Origin of the sequence: Yoonia sp. 72, assembly GCF_034652275.1 — a bacterium.
GTDB lineage: Bacteria > Pseudomonadota > Alphaproteobacteria > Rhodobacterales > Rhodobacteraceae > Yoonia.
Genome location: NZ_JAXIWG010000001.1, coordinates 138,009 through 161,044 on the forward strand (window position 1 = coordinate 138,009; position 23,036 = coordinate 161,044).

The window sequence follows — 23,036 nt, forward strand, 5'->3', positions numbered from 1 at the left end:
ATGGCAACGATCGTTTTGTCAGCCGCAGGCATGGCGCTGGGCGGGTCCATCGGCGGCACCGTGATGGGGCTGTCGATGGCGGTCGCGGGCCGTGCTGCAGGGGCCATGATCGGCGCGCGGATCGACCAGCGCCTGATGGGGTCGGGCAGCGATGCAGTGGAAACGGGCCGGGTGGACCGGTTCCGCCTGACGGGGGCCGCCGAAGGCAGCGACATCGGGCAGGTTTATGGCCGCATGCGCGTCGGCGGCCAAGTCATCTGGGCCAGCCATTTCACCCAATCGAGCACGACGACCGGCGGTGGCAAAGGCGCGCCTGCCGCCCCAAAGACCACGACCTACAGCTACCGTGTCAGCTTTGCCGTGGCCTTGTGCGAGGGACCGATCAGCCGCGTGGGCCGGATCTGGGCGGATGGCGTGGAAATCGCGCCCGACGATCTGAACATGCGCGTCTATACCGGCAGCGCCGACCAGTTCCCCGACCCCAAGATGGTCGCCGTCGAAGGCGCAGGCAACGTCCCCGCCTATCGCGGCACCGCCTATGTGGTGATCGAGGATCTGGATCTGGGCACGTTCGGCAACCGCGTCCCGCAACTGACATTCGAGGTGATCCGTGCAAGGCTGGACGGCGGGCTTGGCGCAGCCGTGCAAGGCGTCGCCCTGATCCCCGGCACCGGCGAATACGGGTTGGCCACGCGGCCGGTGTACCTCTCGCCGCGCTATGGCGAACAGGTAGCGGTGAATATGAACGCACCCTCTGGCCAGACCGATTACAGCCATGCGATGGACGCGCTGGAAGGCGATCTGCCCGCCTGCAAATCGCTGGTGCTGGTGGTGTCGTGGTTTGGCGATGACCTGCGCTGTGGCAATTGCGCCGTGCTGCCAAAGGTCGAACAGACCGACGTCGACGCGCAGGCGATGCCGTGGCGCGTCTCGGGGCTTTCGCGCGCGACGGCGCAGCCTGTGGCCTTTGACGCAGGCGCGCCTGTCTATGGTGGCACGCCTGCGGATGCCGCTGTGGTCGAGGCGATCATCGACCAGCGCGCGCGCGGCATTGCCACGGTGTTTTATCCGTTCATCCTGATGGAACAGCTGGCGGGCAACACGCTGCCCGATCCGTGGACAGGCACCATTGGCCAGCCCGCCTTGCCATGGCGCGGGCGGATCACGGCGGCGGGGAACGGCACAGCGACAGCGGCGGCCGAGGTAGCGGCGTTCATGGGCACGGCCCAGCCTGCGCAGTTCAGCGTGCACGGCACACGGGTCGATTACACCGGCCCCGCGACGGGCGGGTATCGGCGGTTCATCCTGCACTATGCGCATCTGTGTGCTGCGGCGGGCGGCGTGGATGCCTTTTGCATCGGCTCTGAGATGCGCGGGCTGACGCAGGTGCGCGGGGCGGACGGCAGCTTTCCTGCCGTGGCAGCCTTGCGCGCGCTTGCCGCCGATGTGCGCGCGATCCTTGGGCCTGCGTGCAAGATCAGCTATGCCGCCGACTGGTCGGAATATCACGGGTATCAGCCCGCAGGGACGGGCGACAAGATTTTCCACCTCGACCCGCTTTGGGCCGACCAGAACATCGATTTCATCGGGATCGACAATTACATGCCGCTCGCCGATTGGCGTGATGGCGATACCCATGCCGATGCAGGCGCAGGCACGATCCATGATCTGGCCTATCTGCGCGGCAATATCGCAGGCGGCGAAGGCTATGACTGGTACTATCCCACGCCCGAAGCCCGCGATGCCCAACGCCGTGAACCGATTACCGATGGTCTGGGTGAATAGCCCCTAGATTTGTAGAGGCCTTGCTTGGTAATTTTGGAAGCAAGGAGGACGAGATGTCCGCAAACAAATTCACAGACGAGTTCAAGCGCGATGCAGTGGCCCAAGTCGAGGATCGGGGTTACCCGGTGCGCGAGGTGGCCGAGCGATTGGGCGTCAGCACGAAGTCGATCTATACTTGGCAGAAGCTGTTTTCGCGCCCAGCGAAGGTGATCAAAGAAGTGGATGCGCAGGCCGACGAGATCCGCAGGCTCAAGCGTGATCTTGCCAGAGTGACGGAGGAACGGGACATCTTAAAAAAGGCGACCGCATACTTCGCCAGGGAATCCCGGTGAGGTATGCGTTCATTGCGGAGAACCGGCTGATCTTTGCGGTCCGGGCGATGTGCCGGATGCTGCTTGTTCATCCCAGCGGCTTCTATGCGTGGCTGCGCGAACCCCTTTCCCAACGGGCGCTGGAGGATCAGCGTCAAACCGTGCTGCTGAAGCAGGCCTGGGATGACAGCGGCGAGGTGTATGGATACCGCAAGCTGCATGATGATCTGTGCGACCTCGGCGAAGACATCAGCCCCAACCGGGCGTGGCGGTTGGCCCGTCTGGCGGGCATAAGGGCCCAGATTGGTTACAAAAAGAAGCCGGGCTCTTACGGTGGCAGCCCTGCTGTCGTGGCGGCCAATACCCTAAACCGGGAGTTCGATGTCGATGCCCCTGACCAGTTCTGGGTCACGGACATTACCTATATTCGCACCCATGAGGGGTTCCTGTATCTGGCCGTCGTGATCGATTTGTTTTCCCGGCGGGTGATCGGTTGGTCGATGCAGGGCCGCACCTATGCCGACCTGCCGCTGCAAGCCCTGCTCATGGCCGTCTGGCGGCGCAAACCAAAGACCAAGGTCCACGTGCATTCTGACCAAGGTTCCCAGTTCACCAGCTATGAGTGGCAGGAGTTCCTCGAACAGCACAATCTGCTCCCCAGCATGAGCCGCCGTGGCAACTGCTGGGACAATGCTGTCGTCGAGAGCTTCTTCAACTTGCTGAAACGCGAACGCATCCGGCGCAGAAAGTATAAAACCCGCGAAGAAGCCCGCCGCGACGTGTTCGACTACATCGAGTTTTTCTACAACCCGCAGCGCAAACACGTTAGGAACGGAATGCTGTCACCGATCGCCTTCGAACAGCAGCAGAAACTGAAACTGCAAGGCGTCTAGCAAACTAGGGGCTATTCAGGGCGAGCCGTGGATCTGGCGCTACAAGGATATCGCCAACTGGTGGGGCCAGCCGCATCATGACCGCGTGGGCGGGGCGCGCGCGGCGCAGCCCACCGCTTGGGTGCCGCGCTCCAAACCCGTCTGGTTCACCGAATACGGCTGTGCCGCTATCGACAAGGGCGCGAACCAGCCCAACAAGTTCCTCGATGTGAAGTCATCGGAATCCGGCCTGCCGCATTATTCCAACGGCCAGCGCGATGACCTGATGCAGATGCAATACCTGCGCGCGATGACGCAGCATTATGCCGACCCTGCCAATAACCCCGTCTCGCCGATTTACGGTGGCCCGATGGTGGACACGGGCCGGATGCATGTCTGGGCATGGGATGCGCGGCCTTATCCGTTCTTTCCCGCCAATCGCGGCCTTTGGGCCGATGCGGGCAATTACGCGCGCGGGCATTGGCTGAACGGGCGGGCGACGAACCTGCCGCTGGCCTCTGTCGTCGCGGCGATCTGCGAGACGGCGGGGATTGTGGCTTATGACGTGTCGCAGCTTTTTGGGGTGGTGCGCGGCTATCTGCTGGACCGTGCGACCAGCGGGCGGGCGGCCTTGCAGCCTTTGATGCTGGCTTACGGGTTCGATGCGGTCGAGGAAGGTGGCGTACTGATCTTTCGCAACCGCAGGGCGCGGATCAGCGCGGATGTGGGCTTTGACGATCTCGCCCTTGATCCCGAACAGGATCAGGCCTGGGCGCTGACCCGCGCGCCCGCGTCAGAAACCGCGCAGCGCGTGCAGATCCTGCATCTGGATGCCGATGGCGATTATGAACCTGCCGCCGCCGATGCCGCCCATGCCGATACCACCAGCATCAGTGTGGCGCGGCACGAATTGCCACTCGCGCTGACCCGCGCCGAAGGGCGTGCCATCGCCGCCCGCTGGCTGCAAGAGGCGCGTGTGGCGCGCGACAGTATCCGTTTCGCGCTGCCGCCCTCGCGCGCGGTGGGGGCGGGCGCTGTGGTCGCCATCGCGCTGCCCGATCACGCGGGCGACTACCGCATCGACCGGATCGAGGATGCGGGCCTGCAACTGGTCGAGGCAACGCGCATCAGCGCCAGCACCTACCAGCCTGTCAGGTCCGAGGATCAGGCCGCCGTGCTGAAACCCTTTGCCGCCCCCGTGCCGGTGGAATTGCTGTTTCTGGACCTGCCGCTGTTGCGCGGCGACGAAATCCCCCATGCGCCGCATCTCGCCGTGGCGGGCGCACCTTGGCCGGGGTCGGTTGCCGTCTATGGGGCGCCGCAGGACAGTGATTATGCTTTGCAGGACATCATCCGCGACCCTGCGGGCATGGGCGAGACGCTGACGCCTTTGCCGCGCGGGCGGGCAGGGCTGTGGGACCGGCAGGCGGGGTTTGATCTACGGCTTATGCAAGGCGCGCTGGGCAGTGCCACGGCACAGGCGGTGCTGTCGGGGGCAAACTTGCTGGCTATCGGTGACGGGTCGCCTGACGCTTGGGAACTGCTGCAATTCCGCGAGTCTACGCCCTTGGGTACGGGTGCATTCCGGCTGCACGGGTTGCTGCGCGGGCAGGCGGGCAGTCGCGGGATTATGCCTGATCTCTGGCCTGTGGGATCACGCGTTGTCGTGCTCGACGCCCGTGTTGACCAGTTGGTGCTGCCATCCTCCGCACGCGGGCAGGACCGTCATTTCCGCTATGGTCCGGCCAAGCGGCCTTTGGGCGATCCCAGTTTCCGCTACACCGTCGCCGCGTTCCAGGGCAACGGGCTGCGGCCCTATCCGGTCGCACATCTGCGCGCGCGGCAGGCGGCGGACGGGCTGCATCTGGCGTGGATCCGCTGCAGCCGGATCGACGGCGATCTTTGGGCCGATGGCGAAGTGCCTTTGGGCGAAGCGACCGAAGGCTACCAGATCCGCGTGATCCGCGACGGGATCATCCGGCGCAGCGTGACGGTGAACGCACCAGTGTGGCACTATCCCGCCAGCCTGATCGCCGCCGATCACGGCGGCGCGGCTTATCGCATCGAGGTAGCGCAACTGTCTGACCGTTTCGGCCCCGGCCCCTTTACCGCGCGGATCGTGGCGTGAGGGGGCTGCAACTGGCCGATCTGGAACTTGCGACGCGGGCGCTTTTGCTGCTGCCCGCGTCCGACCGTGCGCCTGCGCTGGACCGGATGCTGCAGGCCGCAAGGCTGGGGGCTGCCCATCACGCCATTAACGGCACAGCACATCCCGCGCATGGCACCGGCACGCTCATGTCCGCACTCTCCCGCCTGCCCATCGCGCCGCGTCCGCCTGTGCTGACGCGCGATTACCTGCACTGTCTGGCCTTTGTCGCCATCACGATCCGTGATCTGACAGATGACACCTTTGATATTGGCGAGCGCACCCTATTTGCGTTACAAAGGACACCTTGAACAAAGGACCGATGCCATGCGCCAGCCGAAACCCGCCCTGACCGAACTTGATCCCGTCTGGCACCGCATCCGGCAAGAGGCCGAGGATGCCATCGTCTCTGAGCCGCTGATCGGCGGCATGGTCCATGCGGGCGTGCTGCATCACGCGACGTTTGAAGCGGCCCTTGGCTACCGGATTTCGCTGAAACTCGCCTCGACCGAGATGTCCGAACAGATCCTGCGCGAAACCGCCAATGCCGCCTATGCCGCCAATCCCGAACTGGCCGTGGCCGCGCGCGCCGATCTCGTTGCGATCTACGACCGCGATCCGGCCTGCCACCGGCTGATCCAGCCTTTGTTGTTCTTCAAAGGGTTTCAGGCGGTGCAGGCGTATCGGTTGGGCCATTACCTCTGGACCCAAGGGCGGCGCGACATGGCCTATTTCATCCAGATGCGGGTGAGCGAGGTCTTCGGCGTCGACATCCACCCCGCAGCGCGGATGGGCAAAGGCATCATGATCGACCACGCGCATTCGGTGGTGATCGGGGAAACCGCCGTTGTCGGCGACAATGTGTCGATGCTGCATTCGGTCACTTTGGGCGGCACCGGCAAGGAAGACGACGACCGCCACCCCAAGATCGGCAACGGCGTGCTGATCGGGGCTGGCGCGAAAGTGCTGGGCAATATCAAGATCGGCCATTGCAGCCGCATCGCCGCGGGGTCCGTGGTGCTCGACGATGTGCCCCCGATGAAGACCGTGGCCGGCGTGCCTGCGCGGATCGTGGGCGAGGCCGGATGCGCGCAGCCGTCAGTGACGATGGATCAGTTGTTTGATCACGAGGGGTGAGGGGTGAGTTAGACGGCGGCTATGCGGGACAAAGCTGTCGTTGCCTATATCCATCCTTGGAGCTAGATCCCCAGAATGACTGAGCCAGCGGAAAACAATAATGCCACTGACGACTTGCTGGAGCAATTCTTACACTTTGATGCTCTCGGGCTGAAAAAAGAATCTAAGCAAGCTGTCTTGGCGATTATTGACATCGTCCACAGCTTGGATGCCAAGGTGGCTTGGACACAGAACAATCTGGACCGATTGCAATGGAACCGCAGAAGTCGGATAAGGCATGAATTTTACGAAGCTATCATTTTTCTGGCCCTGAAAGCCGACTTTGATCGCGGCGACCCCGAAGCCAGCTATCTTCTTGGAAAGTATGCGCAAAATCTCTATTCATCGCCGTCTCTTCATGCGCAAATTGGCCAGCGATCAGCGATGGATTTCTTTCGGATAGCATTTCAATCTGCCCCAAGTTGTGTCCGGTATCGCCGCGCCTATCTCTGTTCGCTGTTGAATGGATTGCAATATGCCTTTCATGAGTGGCCTAGTGGAATTCTGATTGACCACACTAATTGGCATTCAGAATTACGGGAACTCAGAGAGCAGCTTTCTGTCGCGTCGTCACTCGATAGCGATGACGAATTTGCGGCCACGTTGGCTGAGTGGTTTGAAAATACTGAGCAATATGAAAGAAGGCTAGCTACGCAGCCGACTGTCCGCTAAGGGCTCAAACCGGACATTCCAGTGCAAAAAGCCCCACCATCCGGCGGGGCTTTTTTGTTTTGACCAGCCCTACGCCAGCATGGTCATCGGATTTTCCAGATTATCCTTGATCGCCTGCAGCAGGTTCGCGCCCAAGGCCCCGTCGATCACGCGGTGATCGACCGACAGGGTGACGCTCATGATCGTCGCGACTGTCAGTTCGCCATCCTTGCCCACGACGGGTTTTTTGACGCCCGCGCCGACCGCGAGAATTGCGGCATGGGGCGGGTTGATGATCGCGTCGAAATTGTCGATCCCGAACATGCCCAGATTGGAAATCGCGAAACTGCCGCCTTGGTATTCCTGCGGGGCGAGCTTGCGGTCGCGGGCGCGCGTGGCGAGGTCTTTCATCTCGGCCGACAGCGCAGACAGCGATTTCATCTCGGCATCGCGCAAGACGGGGGTGAACAGCCCGCCTTCGATGGCGACAGCAACAGCCACGTCGGATTTGCTGAACTTCAGCGTGCGGTCGCCCGCCCAGACGGCATTCGCATCGGGCACCTGTTGCAGCGCCAAGGCGCAGGCCTTGATGATGAAATCATTGACCGACAGCTTCACGCCGCGCCCTTCAAGCTGCGCGTTAAGCTGACCACGGAATTTCATCAGCGCGTCTAGGTTGATATCGCGGCGCAGATAGAAATGCGGGACCGATTGCTTGGCTTCGGTCAGGCGGGCGGCGATGGTCTTGCGCATCCCGTCGAGCTTGACCTCCTCGTAGGGGCGACCGTCGTACATCTTGATGACGGCATCCGTGCTGGGACCGCTGGCCATTGCTGGAACTGGTTTCGGAGCGTCGGCTTTGGGTGTCTCTGTCTTGGCGGGGGCGGGTTTGGCACCTGCCTTGGCGGCTTCGACATCGGCCTTGACGATCCGGCCATGCGGACCGGAGCCGGTCACACCCGACAGATCGAGACCCTTGTCCGCCGCGATCCGGCGGGCAAGAGGGGAGGCGAAGACGCGGTTGCCGTCTTTCACAGGGGCAGCGGGGGCGGGTGTTGCTGCCTGAGGCCCCGGCGCGGGGGCCGGGGCGTCGGCTTTCTTCGCCGACGCGTCCCGGGCCTGACCCGGGACCTCGCCGATATCATCGGCAGACTCGCCATCCTCCAGCAACACGGCGATCACGTCATTGACCTTCACGCCTTCGGTGCCTTCGGGGATCATGATCTTGCCCATGATCCCTTCGTCCACGGCCTCGAATTCCATCGTGGCCTTGTCGGTTTCGATTTCGGCCAGAATGTCACCCGACGACACTTTGTCGCCTTCCTTGACGTGCCATTTGGCCAGCGTGCCTTCCTCCATCGTGGGCGACAGGGCGGGCATCAGAATTTCTGTGGGCATCGCATTGTCTCCTTAGCGGTAGGTCACTTGTTTGCAGGCGGCGACGACTTCATCGGTCGTGACCAGCGCGTGTTTTTCGAGGTTCGCGGCATAGGGCATCGGCACGTCCTTGCCGGTGCAGTTGATCACCGGCGCATCCAGATAATCGAAGGCCTGCTGCATGATGACGCTGCTGATATACCCGCCGACGCTGCCCTGCGGCCAGCCTTCTTCGACAGTCACACAGCGGTTGGTCTTGCGCACGGAGGCGAGGATCGTTTCGGTATCCATCGGGCGCAGGGTGCGCAGGTTGATCACCTCGGCGCTGATGCCTTCTTCGGCCAGTTTCTCGGCCGCAGCCAGCGCATAGGTCATGCCGATGCCAAAGCTGACGATGGTCACATCATCACCGGCGCGTTCGATCTTGGCCTTGCCGAAGGGAATGGTGAAATCATCCATGACCGGCACGTCGAAGGACTTGCCATAGAGGATCTCGTTTTCCAGAAAGATCACCGGGTTGGGGTCGCGGATCGCGGTTTTCATGAGGCCCTTCGCATCAGCGGCGGAATAGGGCATCACGACCTTGAGGCCGGGGATCTGCATATACCAAGCCGCATAGTCCTGGCTGTGCTGCGCACCCACGCGGGCGGCGGCACCGTTGGGACCACGGAACACCATCGGCGCACCCATCTGGCCGCCCGACATGTAAAGCGTCTTGGCGGCAGAGTTGATGATATGGTCGATGGCCTGCATCGCGAAGTTGAAGGTCATGAATTCGACAATGGGCTTCAGCCCGCCAAAGGCCGCACCGGTCGCGATCCCTGCAAAACCATGTTCGGTGATCGGCGTGTCGATCACGCGTTTCGCGCCGAATTCATCCAGCAGACCTTGGCTAATCTTGTAGGCGCCCTGATATTCGGCGACTTCCTCGCCCATCAGGAACACGTCGGGGTCGCGGCGCATTTCCTCGGCCATGGCGTCGCGGAGTGCTTCGCGGACGGTGGTCGGTTTCACCGCGACATCATCGGCCCAATCGGGGCTGACATCGGCGACGGGGGCGGCGGGTTTTGCGACTGCGGGGGCTTTTGCGGGCGGTTCCTTGTCGGCGCGAGGCCCCGGCTCAGAGGCCGGGGCGTGATCTGCCGCGTCCCGGGCCTGACCCGGGACCTCATCCGCATTTTCACCTTCCTCGACCAGCACGGCAATAGCGGTATTCACCTTCACGCCTTCGGTGCCTTCGACGATCAGGATCTTGCCGATGATCCCTTCGTCCACGGCTTCGAATTCCATCGTGGCCTTGTCGGTTTCGATCTCGGCAAGGATGTCACCGGACGACACCTTATCGCCTTCCTTGACCAGCCACTTGGCCAGCGTGCCTTCTTCCATGGTGGGGGACAGGGCGGGCATCAGAATTTCGGTTGCCATGTCTCAAGCCTCCTGCGGGATTTCTGTGGCGTAGATATCGGTCCAAAGCTCGTCGAGATGCGGCTCGGGGCTTTCCTTGGAAAACTCGGCAGCCTCGTTCACGATGGCCTTGATTTCCTTGTCGATGGCCTTGAGGTCATCGTCGGTCGCGTGTTTGCCGGTCAGCAACATATCGCGGACCTGTTCGATCGGGTCGCGTTCGTCGCGCATTTTCTGCACCTCGTCGCGGGTGCGGTATTTGGCGGGGTCCGACATCGAATGGCCGCGATAGCGGTAGGTCTTGACCTCAAGAATATATGGTCCCTTGCCCGCGCGGCAGTGTGCGACGGCACGTTCGCCCGCTTCCTTGACGGCAAGCACGTTCATGCCGTCGACTTCCTCGCCCTTGATGCCGTAAGCGGCACCGCGTTCCCACAGGCTTGGCGATTTGGTCGACCGCACGACGGAGGTGCCCATCGCATAGCCGTTGTTTTCGATCACGAAGATCACGGGCAGATCCCACAGCTGCGCCATGTTGTAGGTCTCGTAAACCTGACCCTGGTTGGCCGCACCGTCACCGAAATAGGCGAAAGTCACGCGGTCGTTGCCGCGGTATTTGTCGGCAAAGGCCAGACCCGCGCCCAGCGGCACCTGCGCGCCGACGATACCGTGGCCGCCGTAGAAATGTTTCTCTTTCGAGAACATATGCATGGAGCCGCCCTTGCCCTTGGAAAAGCCGCCCTCGCGCCCTGTCAGTTCGGCCATGATCCCCTTGGGGTCCATGCCGCAGGCCAGCATGTGGCCGTGATCACGGTAGGAGGTGACGCGCTTGTCGCCTTCTTCAGCGGCGGCCTCCAGCCCGACGACAACCGCTTCCTGCCCGATGTAGAGGTGGCAGAAACCGCCGATCAGGCCCATGCCGTATAGCTGGCCCGCCTTTTCCTCGAACCGCCGGATCAGCAGCATTTCACGGTAATGTCCCAGCAATTCCTCTGCCGAGACGTTGGATTTCGCGGCGGCCTGTTTTGGCGGCATGAGCATTCCTCCAGCGTTTTGGTATATAGTTTAGTATTAAACTATCTTTTAGTGCATTTGGAACTGGATTGCCACCGACATTATGACGCCACGGCAGGATGGCAGGTTTGCGCGGGATGCAAGGCTGGCAGACAGGTCGCGCCCGACCTTTGGCGGTGATTGCGTCACCGCGCGGGGGATGGAATCAGCGGATCACGATCTCGTCGACGCGGATCATGCCCAGCACATCGCGGGCCTGTTCATCGAGCAGATCGAGATCAAGAAAACTGTCCGACAGCCGCGTGGTCAGGTTTTCCATCCGCGCGACCTCGGCTTGGAGTGCGGCCAACTCCACTCGCAGGGTGGCGGCTTCGGCACGCACCTCGACCCGTTTGAACAGACCGTTGTGCCCCTGCACGGCGGCAAAGGTGAAATACAATCCAAGGACGATCATCCCCAGAAAGTACAAGGTCGCCCCGATTGCGGGCCGGTTGCGTTTCAACATCTGCTGTCCTCTGGTGTCGCCTCTGGCGGGCGACTGCCAGTAAAATTGCATATTCGAATCGCAAATGGAATGCCCAAAATGCGTGGGCCCTAGTCGCGTCCGCGATAGATTTCGACCAGTTTGGCCAGCATCGCCAGCGCATCCGCGCGGTCGCGCTGGAAGGAATTGCGCCCGATGATCGACCCGTTGCCGCCACCGTCGCGGATCGCGCGGGCATCGTCATAAACGGCATCGGCCCCTTTGGCAGCACCGCCCGAAAACACCGTGATCCGGCGCCCGTTGAAAGCGGATTGCATGCAATGGCGCACGCGCGCGGCCTGTGTTGCGATGTCGATGCCCTTGTCCTGATAGACCTTTTTCGCCTCGGGCAGGGACAGATGGTCGGTGGACAGTTTGATCTTGATAATATGCGCCCCCAGCAGCGCCGCGATCTGGGCGGCATAGGCCGCGATGTCGATCGCGGTCTCTCCGTCCTTGTCCAGCGCCTCGCCGCGTGGATAGGACCAGATGACAGTGGCGATGCCTTTGGCCGCCGCCTCGCGCCGCATCTCGGCAATGTCACCGAACATATCAAGCGCCGCAGACGACCCCGGATAGATCGTGAACCCGATGGCCGAACAGCCAAGACGCAATGCGTCGTCAACCGATGCCGTGATCGCCTGCGTCTTGGGGGCGGCGTCGGGGATCAGCGAATTGGCGGAGTTCACTTTCAGGATTGTGGGAATCTGGCCAGCGAATGTATCCGCCCCCGCCTCGATCATTCCCAGAGGGGCGGCATAGGCGTTGAGCCCTGCATCAATCGCCAGCTGGTAATGGTAATGCGGGTCATAGGCGGCGGGGTTGGCGGCAAAAGTGCGTGCGGGGCCATGCTCGAACCCCTGATCGACGGGCAGAATAATCATTTTGCCGGTGCCGCCCAGTTTGCCGGTCATCAGCATACGGGCCAGATTAGCCTTTACGCCGGGCGTTTCGCCTTCGTAATGGCCAAGGATTTTCTGGACGGTGCGGGTGGTTTTCATAGTGGGCCCCTGTGCAAGCGGTGTTCTTACGCAGCGATAGAAGCGCCAGCGCCCGGTTGCAAATGTGTTAGCGCAACCGGGCGCAATGTTATCGCAAACGGCGGGTTCAGGGTTGCGTCAGATAGCGTTGCGGCAGGTCTGCCTCGAACCAGTCACCAATGGCCAGCTCTTCCATGCGGGTCGCCGTGGCCTGCCATGCGGCGGCGACATCAGCGCCGCGCGCAGCGAACCGGCCGTCGATCTCGGCGCGCAGCGACGCTGCCGCGACATCGCCTACGGCTTCGGCCAGCACTGCATAGTAATAGGCCCGCGCATAGGACCGCGCGGCCCCCTGGCCTGCGTGATGCGCCAGCGCCAGCGCCCGCAGATCGCGCGGATCATTCCCGCTGATCGCGGTGACGGGGGCAGGGGCCGAGACCAGATGTGCCTCTTGCGCTGTCAGAACCGCTTGTGTGGTCATCTGCGATTCCAGCCGGTCAAGCTGGCCTACGGCACCGACCGTGCCATGTTCGCTCGCCAGCAGCGCATAGCCATAGGCGGTGGCGATGTCGCGCGCCTCTGTCGCCTTGGACAGCAGCAGTGCGACCTCGCCTGCGACATCCGGATCGTCCAGCAATGGCGTCAGCAGGCCGGGCACAAGCACCGTGCTGCGGGGCACGCCGTCACCGTTGAGCAGCGCCGTGGCGATACGCAAGCGGTCTGCCTGCGACAGATCATCCAGTCGTTCAACCGCCGCCAGTTCTTCCAGCGTCAGGATGCGTGTGCGCGCCAGCGGCGTGCTGCGCGCCTGCAGTCCCATCGCCACGATCAGCGAGGGGATGCTGCCATACATCTGCGGTTCGACGACAACGCCACCGGCGGGCAGGTCGGCCTCGATCGTGATTTCACCCGGATCGGTGACGAAGGTTTCGACTTCGGCCATCAGATCGTCGATGAAATTCCGCTCGACCGCACCAAGGGGGCGAAATCCGCCTTCGGTCACTAATTGCGTCAGCGCCTCGGTGCCCAGTTCGCGCACGGCGACCGGATCGCGCAGGTTGGGTGGCAACACCTGCGACACGGCCGCCCAGCCGCCCGTATCCTTCAGCGTGGCCACCGCCCGCGACAGCCGGATCGCAGGGTCGCCGGGATAGCCGAATTCGCCCATGCGCGGCAGGATCGTCCCGCTGGCCGAGACATCGAGGATGCCAAAGCCGTTGACCGCGATGGTCGTGTCCAGCGCAGTTTCGCCGGTGGTATAGGCATAGGTCGCGCTGACCTTGAACTGGTCAAGCGGGACATCGCGATAGCCCGCCGTGCGCAGCGCCACCGCGATATCGCGTTCGAAACAGGCAAGGCTGGCACGCGCGCCGATCAGGTTCAGGGTCAGCGCAGCACTGGTCTGGAACGGGGCGATGAAATCGGAGGACAGGGTCGCGCGGTCGATGGTGACCTCGCACTGGCCCGCTTGATCGTAGGGCAGGACAGGGCGCGCCACGATCCCCGACATCGCGACAGTGCCGCGCATCGGATCAGCCGACAGATGGTCATATCGCAGCTCCATCCGCGTGCGCAGCGCGGAAATGCCGGTATTGGCCAGCGCCGTGGCAATCCGGTCAGGGCTGAAGAATTCGCCCAGCGTGATCTGGGGGTCCTGCGCGCTGGCCGACAGGGGCAACAGCACGGCAAGGGCGGTGGCGGGAAGACGGGTGAGGGTGGTCATGGCTCTCTCCTTGTTGATGGAAAGAGTATTTATGAACAATGTTCACAAAGCAAGCGCAAAATGCGCGCAGGGCAGGGATCACGCTGCTGTCTGTTGCTTGGCGATCTAGGACTGACCCGTTCCGACGACTGCGCAGAACGGATCAGGCGATTGCCGCAGAACAAGCGTATCACCCGTCGCGGGATAGCTGACCCCCAAGGTCGTCGCGACATGCCGCTTTACTTCGATGGGGTCGGGCCACGCCTCTGCGTGGGTTTCTGCGAAACTGGCCTGCGGGGTCAGGGTCAGCGTGTGGCGGTCTTCGATGCTGAAATAACCCATGGTGATCAGCATGATGAAGTCTGTGACATTGTCGGTGATCGTGAATGTCTCGCCTTCGGAACCGAGGAAAACGTAGGTGTCCCGCCCTACGTTTTTCCAGACTGCCAGATAACTGCCGTCGCCGCCGCAGCGCACCAAAGGCAGAATCGTTCTTTCCAGCCCTTCGGTGCCGAACCAGTGGCGCACCAGATCGGGTTCGATCACAAAGGCTAGATGCGACCACAGATCGTCCATGCTGGCGACGGGCATCGTCGGCATGAACAGCGCGTCGGTGCGTCTGTAGCGAAAGGTCTGGTTCTGGGCGGCAAGCCAGCCAATCAGGTCCCAGATCGCGCCGTCGAGGGCGAACCCGTCGGGCAGCGATGCCCGCAAGGCGGTCTCGAATCTGCGGTCGGGTTGCATGCTGCGTCCTTGTCGTGACTTACCCCAGTGCTGCGACCCCCGGCAGGGTCTTGCCTTCCATCCATTCCAGAAACGCCCCCCCCGCGCCCGAGATATAGGTGAAATCATCGGCAACGCCAGCTTGGTTCAACGCGGATACCGTGTCACCACCACCCGCGACGGAAATCAGCTTGCCTGCCTTTGATAACTCGGCGGCCTTGGCGGCGGCAGCGTTGGTGGCCGCATCGAAGGGGGCGATCTCGAAGGCACCCAGCGGGCCGTTCCAGACCAGCGTCTTGGCGCGCTCCAGCACCTCGGCGATATAGGCGACGGTCGCGGGGCCTGCATCAAGGATCATCGCATCATCGGGGCAGGCGTCGGGGGCGAGCGTCTCGCTTGCGGCACCCGCCTTGAATTCACGCGCCACGACGATGTCGCGCGGCAGGATGATCTCGCAGCCTGCGGCCTGCGCCTTGGCCAGAATTTCGCGCGCCGTATCGGCCAGATCATGTTCGCAGAGCGATTTGCCCACGTTGAACCCTTGCGCGGCCAAAAAGGTATTCGCCATGCCGCCGCCGATCACCAGATGATCGACCTTGCCCACCAGATTGCCCAGAAGGTCCAGCTTGGTCGATACTTTCGCCCCACCGACAACGGCCACGACAGGGCGGGCAGGATTGCCAAGGGCGGCGTCCAGTGCGCCCAGTTCTTCTTCCATCAACCGCCCCGCGCAGGCAGGCAGCAGGTGCGCGATGGCTTCGGTGCTGGCGTGCGCGCGGTGGGCGGCGGAAAAGGCGTCGTTGACATAGATGTCGCCAAGGCTGGCCAATCGGGCGGCAAAGGCCGCGTCATTGCTTTCCTCGCCCGGATGAAAGCGCAGGTTTTCCAAAAGCAGGACCTCTTCATCCTCCATCTCGTCCACGGCCTCGGCATAGTTGGAACTGACGAAAGTCACCGTCAGCCCCAGCACATCGGCCACCGTGCCTGCGATATGTTCCAGCGACATTTCGGGCACGACCTTGCCCTTGGGCCGGTCGAAATGCGCGAGCAGGATGACCTTGCCGCCTTTGGCGTGGATGTCATCGACGGTCGGGATGATCCGTTCGATCCGGCTGGTATCGGTCACGACACCATTATCCACCGGCACGTTGATATCCACGCGCACCAGCGCGCGCTTGCCTGCGAAATCCATGTCGTCGAGTGTCTTGTAAGCCATATCCGGTCTCCCTTTGCGGCTATGTGGCGCAAAAGGCAGGGTCCGGTCAATGGGCGGTCCGCGCGCGGCAGGGACACCGCGCGCGGACCGTTCACGCGGCGCGGTTGCGGGTGCCGGTCAAGGCAAAGTAAAGTCCGCCCGCCAGCAGCAGCAGATGGAACTGGTTGAACATCAACAGCTCCAGCGGCGGCGCCCAGTATGCGACATAGATCACGCCCGCGATGATCGCAGCCAGACCCGCGCCTGCGATACGCGTGATCAGATCACCTGTCGCACCGCGCAGAAATCCGCCCACAAGCAACAAGATGCCGACGCCCACTTCGCCGATCGCGGCCAGCGCCCAGAGCACGAAAGGCACGCCGAACCCTGCGGCCATATCCGCGCTCAGCGGGAATTTGTCATATCCTTGCTGCAACAACACCAGCGCCAGCGGCAGGCGCAGCAGCCAGTGCGCATAAGTCCCGCGCGGCAAGGCACGGGACGTGCGTTCGATCATGTCGGTCGTATAGGCCATCTCCATAGTCCTTTCCCAGTCGTTGTGATTGTTGGATTTACGGCAGATGGGACGGGCCGGATCAGGCCGAAAGACCGCGTGGACACCATGTCGCAGCGGGCGCGGGGGCTTTCCCTTGCAAGCGCTGCACAGTAGTGTGCGCCCGAATTGACCCAAAAGGAGCCCGCAATGGCCGAGATCAAAGACCCCGAGAACACCATCATCATGACCCTCAAGGGCGGTGACGTCATCATCCAGTTGCTGCCCGATGTGGCCCCCGGCCATTGCGCACGGATGAAGGAACTCGCCCGCGCCGGTGCCTATGACAATGTCGCCTTCCACCGCGTGATCGACGGGTTCATGGCGCAGACGGGCGATGTGGCCAATGGCAATATGGAAAAGGATTTCAACATCCGCCGCGCGGGCACAGGCGGGTCGGACCTCCCCGACCTCAAGGCTGAGTTCTCGCGCATCCCTCATGCCCGCGGGTCGATCGGTGCGGCGCGGTCTTCCAGCCCCGACAGCGCCAACAGCCAGTTCTTCATCAACTTCAAGGACAATGATTTCCTGAACGGCCAGTACACCGTTTACGGGCAGGTCATTTCCGGCATGGACCATGTCGATGCGATCACCCGTGGTGAACCCCCGATGAACCCCGACCGCATGATCAGCGTCAAGGTGGCCGCCGATGTATAAGCACCTTCTTGCACTGGCCTTGCTGGCCAGCCCCGCCTATAGCGCCGGACTGGAAATCGACATCGTTGGCGAAGCCAACGGCACCATCACCATCGACCTGTTCGAGGATGTGGCACCCTTGCACGTCGCGCAAATCACCGCGATTGCGGCCGAGGGCGCTTATGACAACGTGGTGTTCCACCGCGTGATCGACGGTTTCATGGCGCAGACGGGCGATGTGGAAAACGGCGTGATGGGCAGCGACTTGTCGCGCGCTGGGACGGGTGGGTCGTCCTTGGGCGACATTCCCGCCGAATTCTCGGACCTGCCGTTCGAGCGTGGCGTTGTCGGCATGGCCCGTTCGCAGAACCCCAATTCCGCGAACAGCCAGTTCTTCATCATGTTCGAACCGGGCTATTTCCTGAACGGCCAGTACACTGTGGTCGGACAGGTGACAGAAGGCATGGAGATCGTCGATGCGATCAAGCGCGGCACCGGCGCCAATGGCGCGGTGATCGGCCAGCCTGATATGATGGCCGCCGTGCGCGTCATCGACTGACATTCCTACAGCCCCCTCACCTTTGCGCGAGGGGGCTGTGCGGCTTCGCCGCGATCCGGCATCCTGACCCTGCCTTCAGGGAGGATGCGATGCGATTGACCCTCACTTTTGCGATGCTGGCCTTGCTGGCCACGCAGGCCACAGCGACCCCTGACCGCTGGCGCGGCGAATGGCCTGAGACCGATTTCACCACCACAGTGCTTGACGACTGGTCCGAGGTCATCTCGGGCGGTCCACCCAAGGACGGGATCCCCGCGCTGGATGATCCCACCTTCATCGCTGTCGCAGGCGAAAACCGGCTGGACCCGCGCGAACCCGTCATCACGCTGGAAATCGAAGGGCAGGTGCCGCGCGCCTATCCAATCCGGTATCTGACATGGCATGAGATCGTGAACGATGTTGTCGGTGACATGCACGTCGCGGTGACGTTCTGTCCTTTGTGCAATTCGGGCATCAGTTTCGACAGGCGGACGGACGCGGGCCTGCTCAGCTTTGGCGTGTCGGGCAAGCTGCGCCATTCCGACATGATCATGTATGACCGCGAAACCCAAAGCTGGTGGCAGCAGGCGACAGGTGACGCCATCGTCGGCACCCTGACCGGCACCGAACTGCAGACCCTGCCAAGCTGGATGGAAAGCTGGGACATGTTCCGCACCCGCAACCCCGAGGGGCTGGTGATGGATGAACCGGCGTTCAACCGCACCTATGGCGCCAACCCTTATGTGCGCTACGATTCGTCCCAGCGCCCGTTCCTGTTTTCGGGCGAGATGCCACCCCATGACATTCCCGCCCTTGCGCGTGTCGTCCGTGTGGGCGACCGCGCATGGCCGCTGTCGCGGTTGTCCGAACTGGGCGAGGTGACAGAGCAAGGCGTCACCCTGACTTGGGTCGCGGGGCAGGCCTCGGCGCTGGACACGGCGCAAATCGGGGCGGGGCGCGATGTGGGCAATGTGCGGGTGCGTGATGCGGCAGGGGCCGATATTGCCCACGACGTGATGTTCGCCTTCGCCTTTCATGCTTTCTGGCCCGAGGGCGACTGGATGCTCGGCAACTGATCCGGCCTTGACTTGATCCCATCGCCGCCCTTTGGTGCGGCGATGGAACGTAAATCCCAAGTTGATCTTTTCGGTGCCACCGCCCTGACGGGTTTTGCGCTGCTTCTGGCCTTCAATCAGGTGGTAATCAAGGTCACCAATGACGGGTTGCAACCTGTGTTTTTCGCGGGTTTGCGGTCTGCTGGCGCTGTTTTTTGTATCCTGCTTTGGCTTTACTGGCGCAAGATCCCTTTGCAGATCATGCCCGGCACTGCATGGTCGGGCATCATTGTGGGGCTGGTGTTCGCGGTCGAGTTCCTGTGCCTTTTCATCGCCCTCGACCTGACAGCCGTCAGCCGCGCCAGCGTGATCTTCTATTCCATGCCGGTCTGGTTGGCGCTGATCGCGCATGTTGTGCTGCCCGACGACAAGATCACCCCGCGCAAGGCGCTGGGGCTGGGTCTTGCCCTTGGCGGTGTGGCCTTGGCAATCCTGACGCGCGATGACGGGGCGGGCAGTCTCTGGGGTGATCTGGCGGCGCTGGGGGCCGCCATCGGCTGGGCGGTGACCGCGATGATGGCCAAGGCGTCCCCGCTGCGGCAGGTCAAACCCGAGCTGCAATTGCTGTGGCAGGTGGTTATCTCCGCACCGGTCCTGCTCATTGCGGCCTTGTTCTTTGGCCCGCTGGTGCGCGAGTTCGCCCCTATCCACGCGGCGGGTCTGGCGTTCCAGATCGTCGTCGTGGTCAGCGCGGGCTTTATCTTCTGGCTGTGGCTGTTGTCGGTCTATCCGGCGTCCAGCGTTGCTTCGTTCAGCTTTCTGTCGCCCGTGCTCAGCGTGGCGCTCGGCTGGTTGCTCTTGGGCGAAGAGATCGGGCCAAACCTGATAGGCGCACTGGTGCTTGTCGCCATCGGCATCCTGCTCATCAACCGCCCCGTCAGGTCCCGCAAAACGTCCGGGTCACGCGCTCCGATTGGATAGGGGGCTTGGCGTAAGCGGCTGTCGCAGCGGTCAAGGGCGCATAGGGCTGCGTGACAGCCCCCAGCAGCGCGTCAAACGGCGCGAAATCACCCGCGACACCGGCCCCGATCGCTTCCTCGACGCGGTGGTTGCGCGGAATGATCTGCGGATTGGCCTGCGCCATGATCGCGGCGGCATCGTCCGCCTGACGCGGCCGCCAGCGGGCCGCCCAAGCATCGAAGGCCTCGCGGTCCAGAAACTGGTCGCGCGCCTGACCTGTCGCCAGCGCGGTAAAGGTCGCGGTGAAATCCGCGCCATCCTTGGCCATCAGGTTCAGAAGGTCCGTGACCAGTGCCGCATCCTCGGGCGTGGGGTCGGCAATCCCTAGCTTGGCCGCAAAGACCTGCAACCACGCCTGCGCATAGATCGGGGCAAAGCCGTGCACGGCGGCGGTGAAATCCTGCACGGCCTTGTCACGGTCCGGCATCAGCGGGATGAGCGCGGTTGCAAATTGCGCCATGTTCCACGCCCCGATCTGCGGCTGGTTGCCATAGGCGTATCGCCCTTGGCTGTCGATCGCACTGAACACCGCGCCATGCTCGAAATCATCGACAAAGGCGCAGGGGCCATAATCGATCGTCTCGCCCGCGATGCTGACATTGTCGGTATTCATCACGCCATGGATGAACCCCAACCCCATCCAGCGCGCGATCAGCCGCGCGTACCGCGCGATCACGGCATCAAGCAGGGCTGCGTGCCCATCCGCCTGCGGGTAATGCCGCGCGATCACGTGATCCGTCAGCGCCTGCAACGCATCCAGATCCTTGCGCGCCGCGAAAAACTGGAAGGTGCCGACACGAATATGGCTTTGCGCCACGCGGGTGATGACAGCCCCCGGCAGGCGGGTTTCGCGGTACACATCCTCGCCCGTGGTCACGGCCGCCAGCGCGCGGGTGGTCGGCACGCCAAGGGCCGCCATCGCCTCTGACACCAGATATTCGCGCATCACGGGACCAAGCCATGCACGGCCATCGCCCGACCGCGAGTAGGGCGTCGGGCCGGCGCCTTTCAGCTGGATATCGCGGCGAATGCCGTCGCTGCCCACAACCTCGCCCAGCAGGATCGCGCGGCCATCGCCCAGTTGCGGGTTCCAGTGCCCGAACTGATGACCGGCATAGACGGTCGCAATCGGGCTTGCCCCTGCAGGGATATGGTTGCCCGCAAACACCTGTGCGGCATCCGGCGCATGCAGGTCGATCTCGAGCACCGCCGCCAGCGCGTCGTTGCGCGCAAAGATGGCGGGCGCCGCCACGGGCGTTGGCAGTTGCGGCGTGAACATCTGCGCGGGCAGGGCGGCATAGCTATTGTCAAAAGCGATCTTCATAGGCGGGCAAGTCTTTCGGCCAGCAGGGCATAGAACCCTTCTGCATCGATATCGCCGATGAACAGCGCATTCTTGGGACGGTCGGTGATGCCCCACCAATCGGCAACCGTCATACCAAGCGTAAGTTCCGATCCCGTCTCGATCTCGACATTGATAAGGCGGCCGGTAAAGAGGCTCGGGTCGATCAGATAGGCGACGGTGCAGGGATCATGCAAAGGCGCGCCTTCCGATCCGTATTTCTCCATATCGAAACGCTCGAAGAAATCGGTCCAGGCCGCGACCATATCGCCCACCTTGGTGCCCATCGCGCGGAAGGCGTCGATGCGGGCCTTGGTGGTCAGCGCCTTGTGGGTCACATCGAGCGGCATCACGACCAAAGGCACACCCGCGTCGAACACGATCTTGGCGGCTTCGGGATCGACGTAAATGTTGAATTCGGCGGCGGGGGTGATGTTGCCCACCTCGAAATAGGCGCCCCCCATCAGCACGATTTCCTGTACGCGGGCGATGATATCGGGCGCGCGCTGAAACGCTGTCGCGATATTGGTCAAGGGGCCGACAGGGATCAGCGTGACGGAGCCTGCAGGCTCAGCACGCAAGGTCTCGATGATGAAATCGACGGCATGCTGGTCCTGCAACGGCATGACAGGGTCCGCCATCTGCGGCCCGTCAAGACCGGTCTTGCCATGCACATGTTCGGCCGTCACCAGCGGGCGCGCCAAGGGGGCGTCACAGCCTGCAAAAACCTTCACATCCGGTCGCCCCGCCAGTTCGCAGACGATCCGTGCGTTTTTCTCGGTCAACGGCAAAGGCACGTTGCCCGCAACGGCGGTGATCCCCAGAACGTCGATCTCGGGCGAGGCGAGGGCGAGCAGAATGGCCACGGCATCGTCTTGTCCGGGGTCTGTATCGATGATGATCTTACGCGGTGTCATGGTCTGGTCCTTGATGCTATCCGCGCACATTGTCCCTTGCGTGCAGCGGGGGCAAGAGGCGGCGGTTTTGTGATCGATCCGCACTGGTATTCGGCGCGCAAACTCCCCAGATACATATCACCCTTACCAAGGCCGGAGACGACAATGACCACCAGCAAAACCCTGTTCACCCTTGTGACCCTTGTGGCCGCGCTGCCTGCGTTCGCGCAATCCTCGGCGATCGACGTCAATGGCGACGGGCGGTACAGCTTTCCCGAAGTGCAGGCCGCAGCCCCCGAAGTGTCCGAAGACGACTTTGCCGCCCTCGATACCAACGGCGACGGCTTGCTCGATGCCGAGGAAATCGCGGCGGGCGAAGCGGCTGGCATTCTGCCACGCTGAAGTCCGTCACATCCCCAAGGGGATGTTCGGTGCGCTCCGCGCGGGGAGTATTTTTGGAAAAAAGAAGTCGCAAGACGCGCTGATCCACAGCTTCTTTTTTCTATAAATACTCCCGCCGGAGGCCTCCGTCGCGCGGCGCGCGGCGGATCAGACAGCGCCCCGCGACAAGGCGGCAACACCGGTGCGGGCCACCTCTTGCAGGCCGAGCGGACGCATCAGATCAGCAAACGCGTCGATCTTCTCGGGTGTGCCGGTGATCTCGAACACGAATGATTCCAGCGTGCTGTCCACGACATTGGCGCGGAAGATATCGGCAAGGCGCAGGGCCTCGACGCGGTGTTCGCCTTTGCCGGCGACCTTGAACAGGCCCAGTTCACGTTCCACGCTTGGCCCTTCGACGGTCAGGTCGTTGACCTTGTGCACGTCGATGATGCGACCCAGCTGCGCCTTGATCTGGATGATGATCTGCGGCGTGCCGGTGGTGACGATGGTGATGCGCGACCGGTGGCCCTGATGGTCCACCTCGGCCACGGTCAGGCTTTCGATGTTATAGCCGCGCCCCGCAAAGAGCCCGATCACGCGCGCCAGCACGCCGGGTTCGTTTTCGACCAGCACAGCCAATGTGTGCCGTTCCACCGTATCGGAATAGCTGGGCCGCAGGTCATAGGCGGAATGGCTGGTCGAGCCTTTTTTGATTTTCAGCGGTGACATGATCTGTCCCTTATCCTTGAATTG

At 62.6% G+C, this 23,036-nt stretch carries 21 protein-coding genes and 2 pseudogenes; 11 read left to right on the top strand and 12 right to left on the bottom strand.

Going from position 1 to position 23,036, the window contains the following annotated elements; translation table 11 throughout:
- The 6 genes and pseudogenes from VCK47_RS00760 to VCK47_RS00785 form a co-directional block, all read left to right on the top strand.
- A pseudogene (locus tag VCK47_RS00760) lies at positions 1-1,779 on the top strand (baseplate multidomain protein megatron); the annotation flags it as partial.
- A gap of 59 nt (positions 1,780-1,838) precedes the next feature.
- A protein-coding gene (locus VCK47_RS00765; protein WP_416236632.1) for an IS3 family transposase occupies positions 1,839-2,989 on the top strand; the annotation gives its coding sequence in 2 pieces (ribosomal slippage) (positions 1,839-2,088 and positions 2,088-2,989; 1,152 coding nt in all).
- Between the two features lie 19 nt (positions 2,990-3,008).
- Positions 3,009-5,096 (top strand): annotated as a pseudogene (locus VCK47_RS00770) (baseplate multidomain protein megatron); the annotation flags it as partial.
- Positions 5,093-5,425 (top strand): hypothetical protein, encoded by a 333-nt coding sequence (locus VCK47_RS00775; RefSeq protein ID WP_322888828.1) that lies wholly within the window; start codon positions 5,093-5,095, stop codon positions 5,423-5,425. The pseudogene VCK47_RS00770 and the gene VCK47_RS00775, both read left to right, overlap by 4 nt.
- Positions 5,426-5,441: 16 nt before the next feature.
- Entirely contained in the window at positions 5,442-6,251 is an 810-nt protein-coding gene (gene cysE, locus VCK47_RS00780; RefSeq protein ID WP_322888829.1) for a serine O-acetyltransferase, read from the top strand.
- 75 nt (positions 6,252-6,326) lie between these two features.
- Positions 6,327-6,962, top strand: coding sequence for a hypothetical protein (locus VCK47_RS00785; RefSeq protein WP_322888830.1), 636 nt, complete (start codon positions 6,327-6,329; stop codon positions 6,960-6,962).
- Positions 6,963-7,031: 69 nt separating this feature from the next.
- Here the strand turns inward: VCK47_RS00785 and VCK47_RS00790 are convergent, their stop codons facing one another.
- The 9 genes from VCK47_RS00790 to VCK47_RS00830 all read right to left on the bottom strand — a co-directional run bounded on the left by VCK47_RS00790 (position 7,032) and on the right by VCK47_RS00830 (position 16,394).
- Positions 7,032-8,339, bottom strand: a complete 1,308-nt coding sequence (locus tag VCK47_RS00790) for a pyruvate dehydrogenase complex dihydrolipoamide acetyltransferase (RefSeq protein ID WP_322888831.1) — start codon at positions 8,337-8,339, stop codon at positions 7,032-7,034.
- A gap of 12 nt (positions 8,340-8,351) precedes the next feature.
- A complete protein-coding gene (locus tag VCK47_RS00795) occupies positions 8,352-9,743 on the bottom strand; it encodes a pyruvate dehydrogenase complex E1 component subunit beta (RefSeq protein ID WP_322888832.1) in 1,392 nt (463 codons plus the stop codon).
- 3 nt (positions 9,744-9,746) lie between these two features.
- Positions 9,747-10,757, bottom strand: coding sequence for a pyruvate dehydrogenase (acetyl-transferring) E1 component subunit alpha (gene pdhA, locus VCK47_RS00800; RefSeq protein ID WP_322888833.1), 1,011 nt, complete (start codon positions 10,755-10,757; stop codon positions 9,747-9,749).
- A 184-nt stretch (positions 10,758-10,941) separates the two neighbouring features.
- Entirely contained in the window at positions 10,942-11,241 is a 300-nt protein-coding gene (locus tag VCK47_RS00805; protein WP_322888834.1) for an FtsB family cell division protein, read from the bottom strand.
- Between the two features lie 89 nt (positions 11,242-11,330).
- Positions 11,331-12,260 carry a class I fructose-bisphosphate aldolase gene (locus VCK47_RS00810; RefSeq protein ID WP_322888835.1) on the bottom strand — a complete coding sequence of 310 codons (930 nt, stop codon included), beginning with the start codon at positions 12,258-12,260 and terminating at the stop codon, positions 11,331-11,333.
- A gap of 106 nt (positions 12,261-12,366) precedes the next feature.
- Positions 12,367-13,962, bottom strand: coding sequence for a hypothetical protein (locus VCK47_RS00815; RefSeq protein ID WP_322888836.1), 1,596 nt, complete (start codon positions 13,960-13,962; stop codon positions 12,367-12,369).
- A 105-nt stretch (positions 13,963-14,067) separates the two neighbouring features.
- Positions 14,068-14,685: a hypothetical protein gene (locus VCK47_RS00820; RefSeq protein WP_322888837.1), complete on the bottom strand. Its 618-nt coding sequence runs from the start codon at positions 14,683-14,685 to the stop codon at positions 14,068-14,070.
- A gap of 19 nt (positions 14,686-14,704) precedes the next feature.
- Complete coding sequence (locus tag VCK47_RS00825; RefSeq protein WP_322888838.1) at positions 14,705-15,880, bottom strand: phosphoglycerate kinase; 1,176 nt, start codon at positions 15,878-15,880, stop codon at positions 14,705-14,707.
- A 91-nt stretch (positions 15,881-15,971) separates the two neighbouring features.
- The gene (locus VCK47_RS00830) at positions 15,972-16,394 is read right to left on the bottom strand and encodes a hypothetical protein (protein WP_322888839.1); all 423 of its coding nucleotides are present in this window, start codon (positions 16,392-16,394) and stop codon (positions 15,972-15,974) included.
- 168 nt (positions 16,395-16,562) lie between these two features.
- Here VCK47_RS00830 and VCK47_RS00835 point away from each other — a divergent pair, with 168 nt between their 5' ends.
- The 4 genes from VCK47_RS00835 (at position 16,563) to VCK47_RS00850 (ending at position 19,622) form a co-directional block, all read left to right on the top strand.
- On the top strand, positions 16,563-17,069 hold the full coding sequence (locus VCK47_RS00835; RefSeq protein ID WP_322888840.1) for a peptidylprolyl isomerase: 507 nt from the start codon (positions 16,563-16,565) through the stop codon (positions 17,067-17,069).
- Positions 17,062-17,607, top strand: coding sequence for a peptidylprolyl isomerase (locus VCK47_RS00840; protein WP_322888841.1), 546 nt, complete (start codon positions 17,062-17,064; stop codon positions 17,605-17,607). Before VCK47_RS00835 ends, VCK47_RS00840 begins: the two co-directional genes overlap by 8 nt.
- An 89-nt stretch (positions 17,608-17,696) precedes the next feature.
- A complete protein-coding gene (locus VCK47_RS00845; protein WP_322888842.1) occupies positions 17,697-18,662 on the top strand; it encodes a DUF3179 domain-containing protein in 966 nt (321 codons plus the stop codon).
- A gap of 42 nt (positions 18,663-18,704) precedes the next feature.
- Positions 18,705-19,622 carry a DMT family transporter gene (locus VCK47_RS00850; protein WP_322890000.1) on the top strand — a complete coding sequence of 306 codons (918 nt, stop codon included), beginning with the start codon at positions 18,705-18,707 and terminating at the stop codon, positions 19,620-19,622.
- Here the strand turns inward: VCK47_RS00850 and VCK47_RS00855 are convergent.
- Together VCK47_RS00855 and VCK47_RS00860 are read right to left on the bottom strand one after the other, a co-directional pair.
- Positions 19,579-20,985, bottom strand: coding sequence for a protein adenylyltransferase SelO (locus tag VCK47_RS00855; RefSeq protein WP_322888843.1), 1,407 nt, complete (start codon positions 20,983-20,985; stop codon positions 19,579-19,581). The genes VCK47_RS00850 and VCK47_RS00855 overlap by 44 nt on opposite strands.
- The gene (locus tag VCK47_RS00860) at positions 20,982-21,920 is read right to left on the bottom strand and encodes a nucleoside hydrolase (RefSeq protein WP_322888844.1); all 939 of its coding nucleotides are present in this window, start codon (positions 21,918-21,920) and stop codon (positions 20,982-20,984) included. The genes VCK47_RS00855 and VCK47_RS00860 overlap by 4 nt, the downstream gene beginning before the upstream one ends.
- A 144-nt stretch (positions 21,921-22,064) precedes the next feature.
- Here VCK47_RS00860 and VCK47_RS00865 point away from each other — a divergent pair, with 144 nt between their 5' ends.
- On the top strand, positions 22,065-22,301 hold the full coding sequence (locus VCK47_RS00865) for a hypothetical protein (RefSeq protein ID WP_322888845.1): 237 nt from the start codon (positions 22,065-22,067) through the stop codon (positions 22,299-22,301).
- Positions 22,302-22,448: 147 nt separating this feature from the next.
- Here the strand turns inward: VCK47_RS00865 and ilvN are convergent, their stop codons facing one another.
- Positions 22,449-23,012, bottom strand: coding sequence for an acetolactate synthase small subunit (gene ilvN, locus VCK47_RS00870; protein WP_007205069.1), 564 nt, complete (start codon positions 23,010-23,012; stop codon positions 22,449-22,451).
- Positions 23,013-23,036: the final 24 nt, after the last annotated feature.

Coding starts and splice junctions, on each gene's coding strand:
- VCK47_RS00860 (WP_322888844.1), bottom strand. CDS start 21,920: ATGACACCGCGTAAGATCATCATCGATACAGACCCCGGACAAGACGAT.
- VCK47_RS00785 (WP_322888830.1), top strand. CDS start 6,327: ATGACTGAGCCAGCGGAAAACAATAATGCCACTGACGACTTGCTGGAG.
- VCK47_RS00865 (WP_322888845.1), top strand. CDS start 22,065: ATGACCACCAGCAAAACCCTGTTCACCCTTGTGACCCTTGTGGCCGCG.
- VCK47_RS00845 (WP_322888842.1), top strand. CDS start 17,697: ATGCGATTGACCCTCACTTTTGCGATGCTGGCCTTGCTGGCCACGCAG.
- VCK47_RS00835 (WP_322888840.1), top strand. CDS start 16,563: ATGGCCGAGATCAAAGACCCCGAGAACACCATCATCATGACCCTCAAG.
- VCK47_RS00815 (WP_322888836.1), bottom strand. CDS start 13,962: ATGACCACCCTCACCCGTCTTCCCGCCACCGCCCTTGCCGTGCTGTTG.
- VCK47_RS00790 (WP_322888831.1), bottom strand. CDS start 8,339: ATGCCCACAGAAATTCTGATGCCCGCCCTGTCGCCCACGATGGAGGAA.
- ilvN (WP_007205069.1), bottom strand. CDS start 23,012: ATGTCACCGCTGAAAATCAAAAAAGGCTCGACCAGCCATTCCGCCTAT.
- VCK47_RS00810 (WP_322888835.1), bottom strand. CDS start 12,260: ATGAAAACCACCCGCACCGTCCAGAAAATCCTTGGCCATTACGAAGGC.
- VCK47_RS00820 (WP_322888837.1), bottom strand. CDS start 14,685: ATGCAACCCGACCGCAGATTCGAGACCGCCTTGCGGGCATCGCTGCCC.
- VCK47_RS00825 (WP_322888838.1), bottom strand. CDS start 15,880: ATGGCTTACAAGACACTCGACGACATGGATTTCGCAGGCAAGCGCGCG.
- VCK47_RS00830 (WP_322888839.1), bottom strand. CDS start 16,394: ATGGCCTATACGACCGACATGATCGAACGCACGTCCCGTGCCTTGCCG.
- VCK47_RS00840 (WP_322888841.1), top strand. CDS start 17,062: ATGTATAAGCACCTTCTTGCACTGGCCTTGCTGGCCAGCCCCGCCTAT.
- VCK47_RS00850 (WP_322890000.1), top strand. CDS start 18,705: ATGGAACGTAAATCCCAAGTTGATCTTTTCGGTGCCACCGCCCTGACG.
- pdhA (WP_322888833.1), bottom strand. CDS start 10,757: ATGCCGCCAAAACAGGCCGCCGCGAAATCCAACGTCTCGGCAGAGGAA.
- VCK47_RS00805 (WP_322888834.1), bottom strand. CDS start 11,241: ATGTTGAAACGCAACCGGCCCGCAATCGGGGCGACCTTGTACTTTCTG.
- cysE (WP_322888829.1), top strand. CDS start 5,442: ATGCGCCAGCCGAAACCCGCCCTGACCGAACTTGATCCCGTCTGGCAC.
- VCK47_RS00795 (WP_322888832.1), bottom strand. CDS start 9,743: ATGGCAACCGAAATTCTGATGCCCGCCCTGTCCCCCACCATGGAAGAA.
- VCK47_RS00855 (WP_322888843.1), bottom strand. CDS start 20,985: ATGAAGATCGCTTTTGACAATAGCTATGCCGCCCTGCCCGCGCAGATG.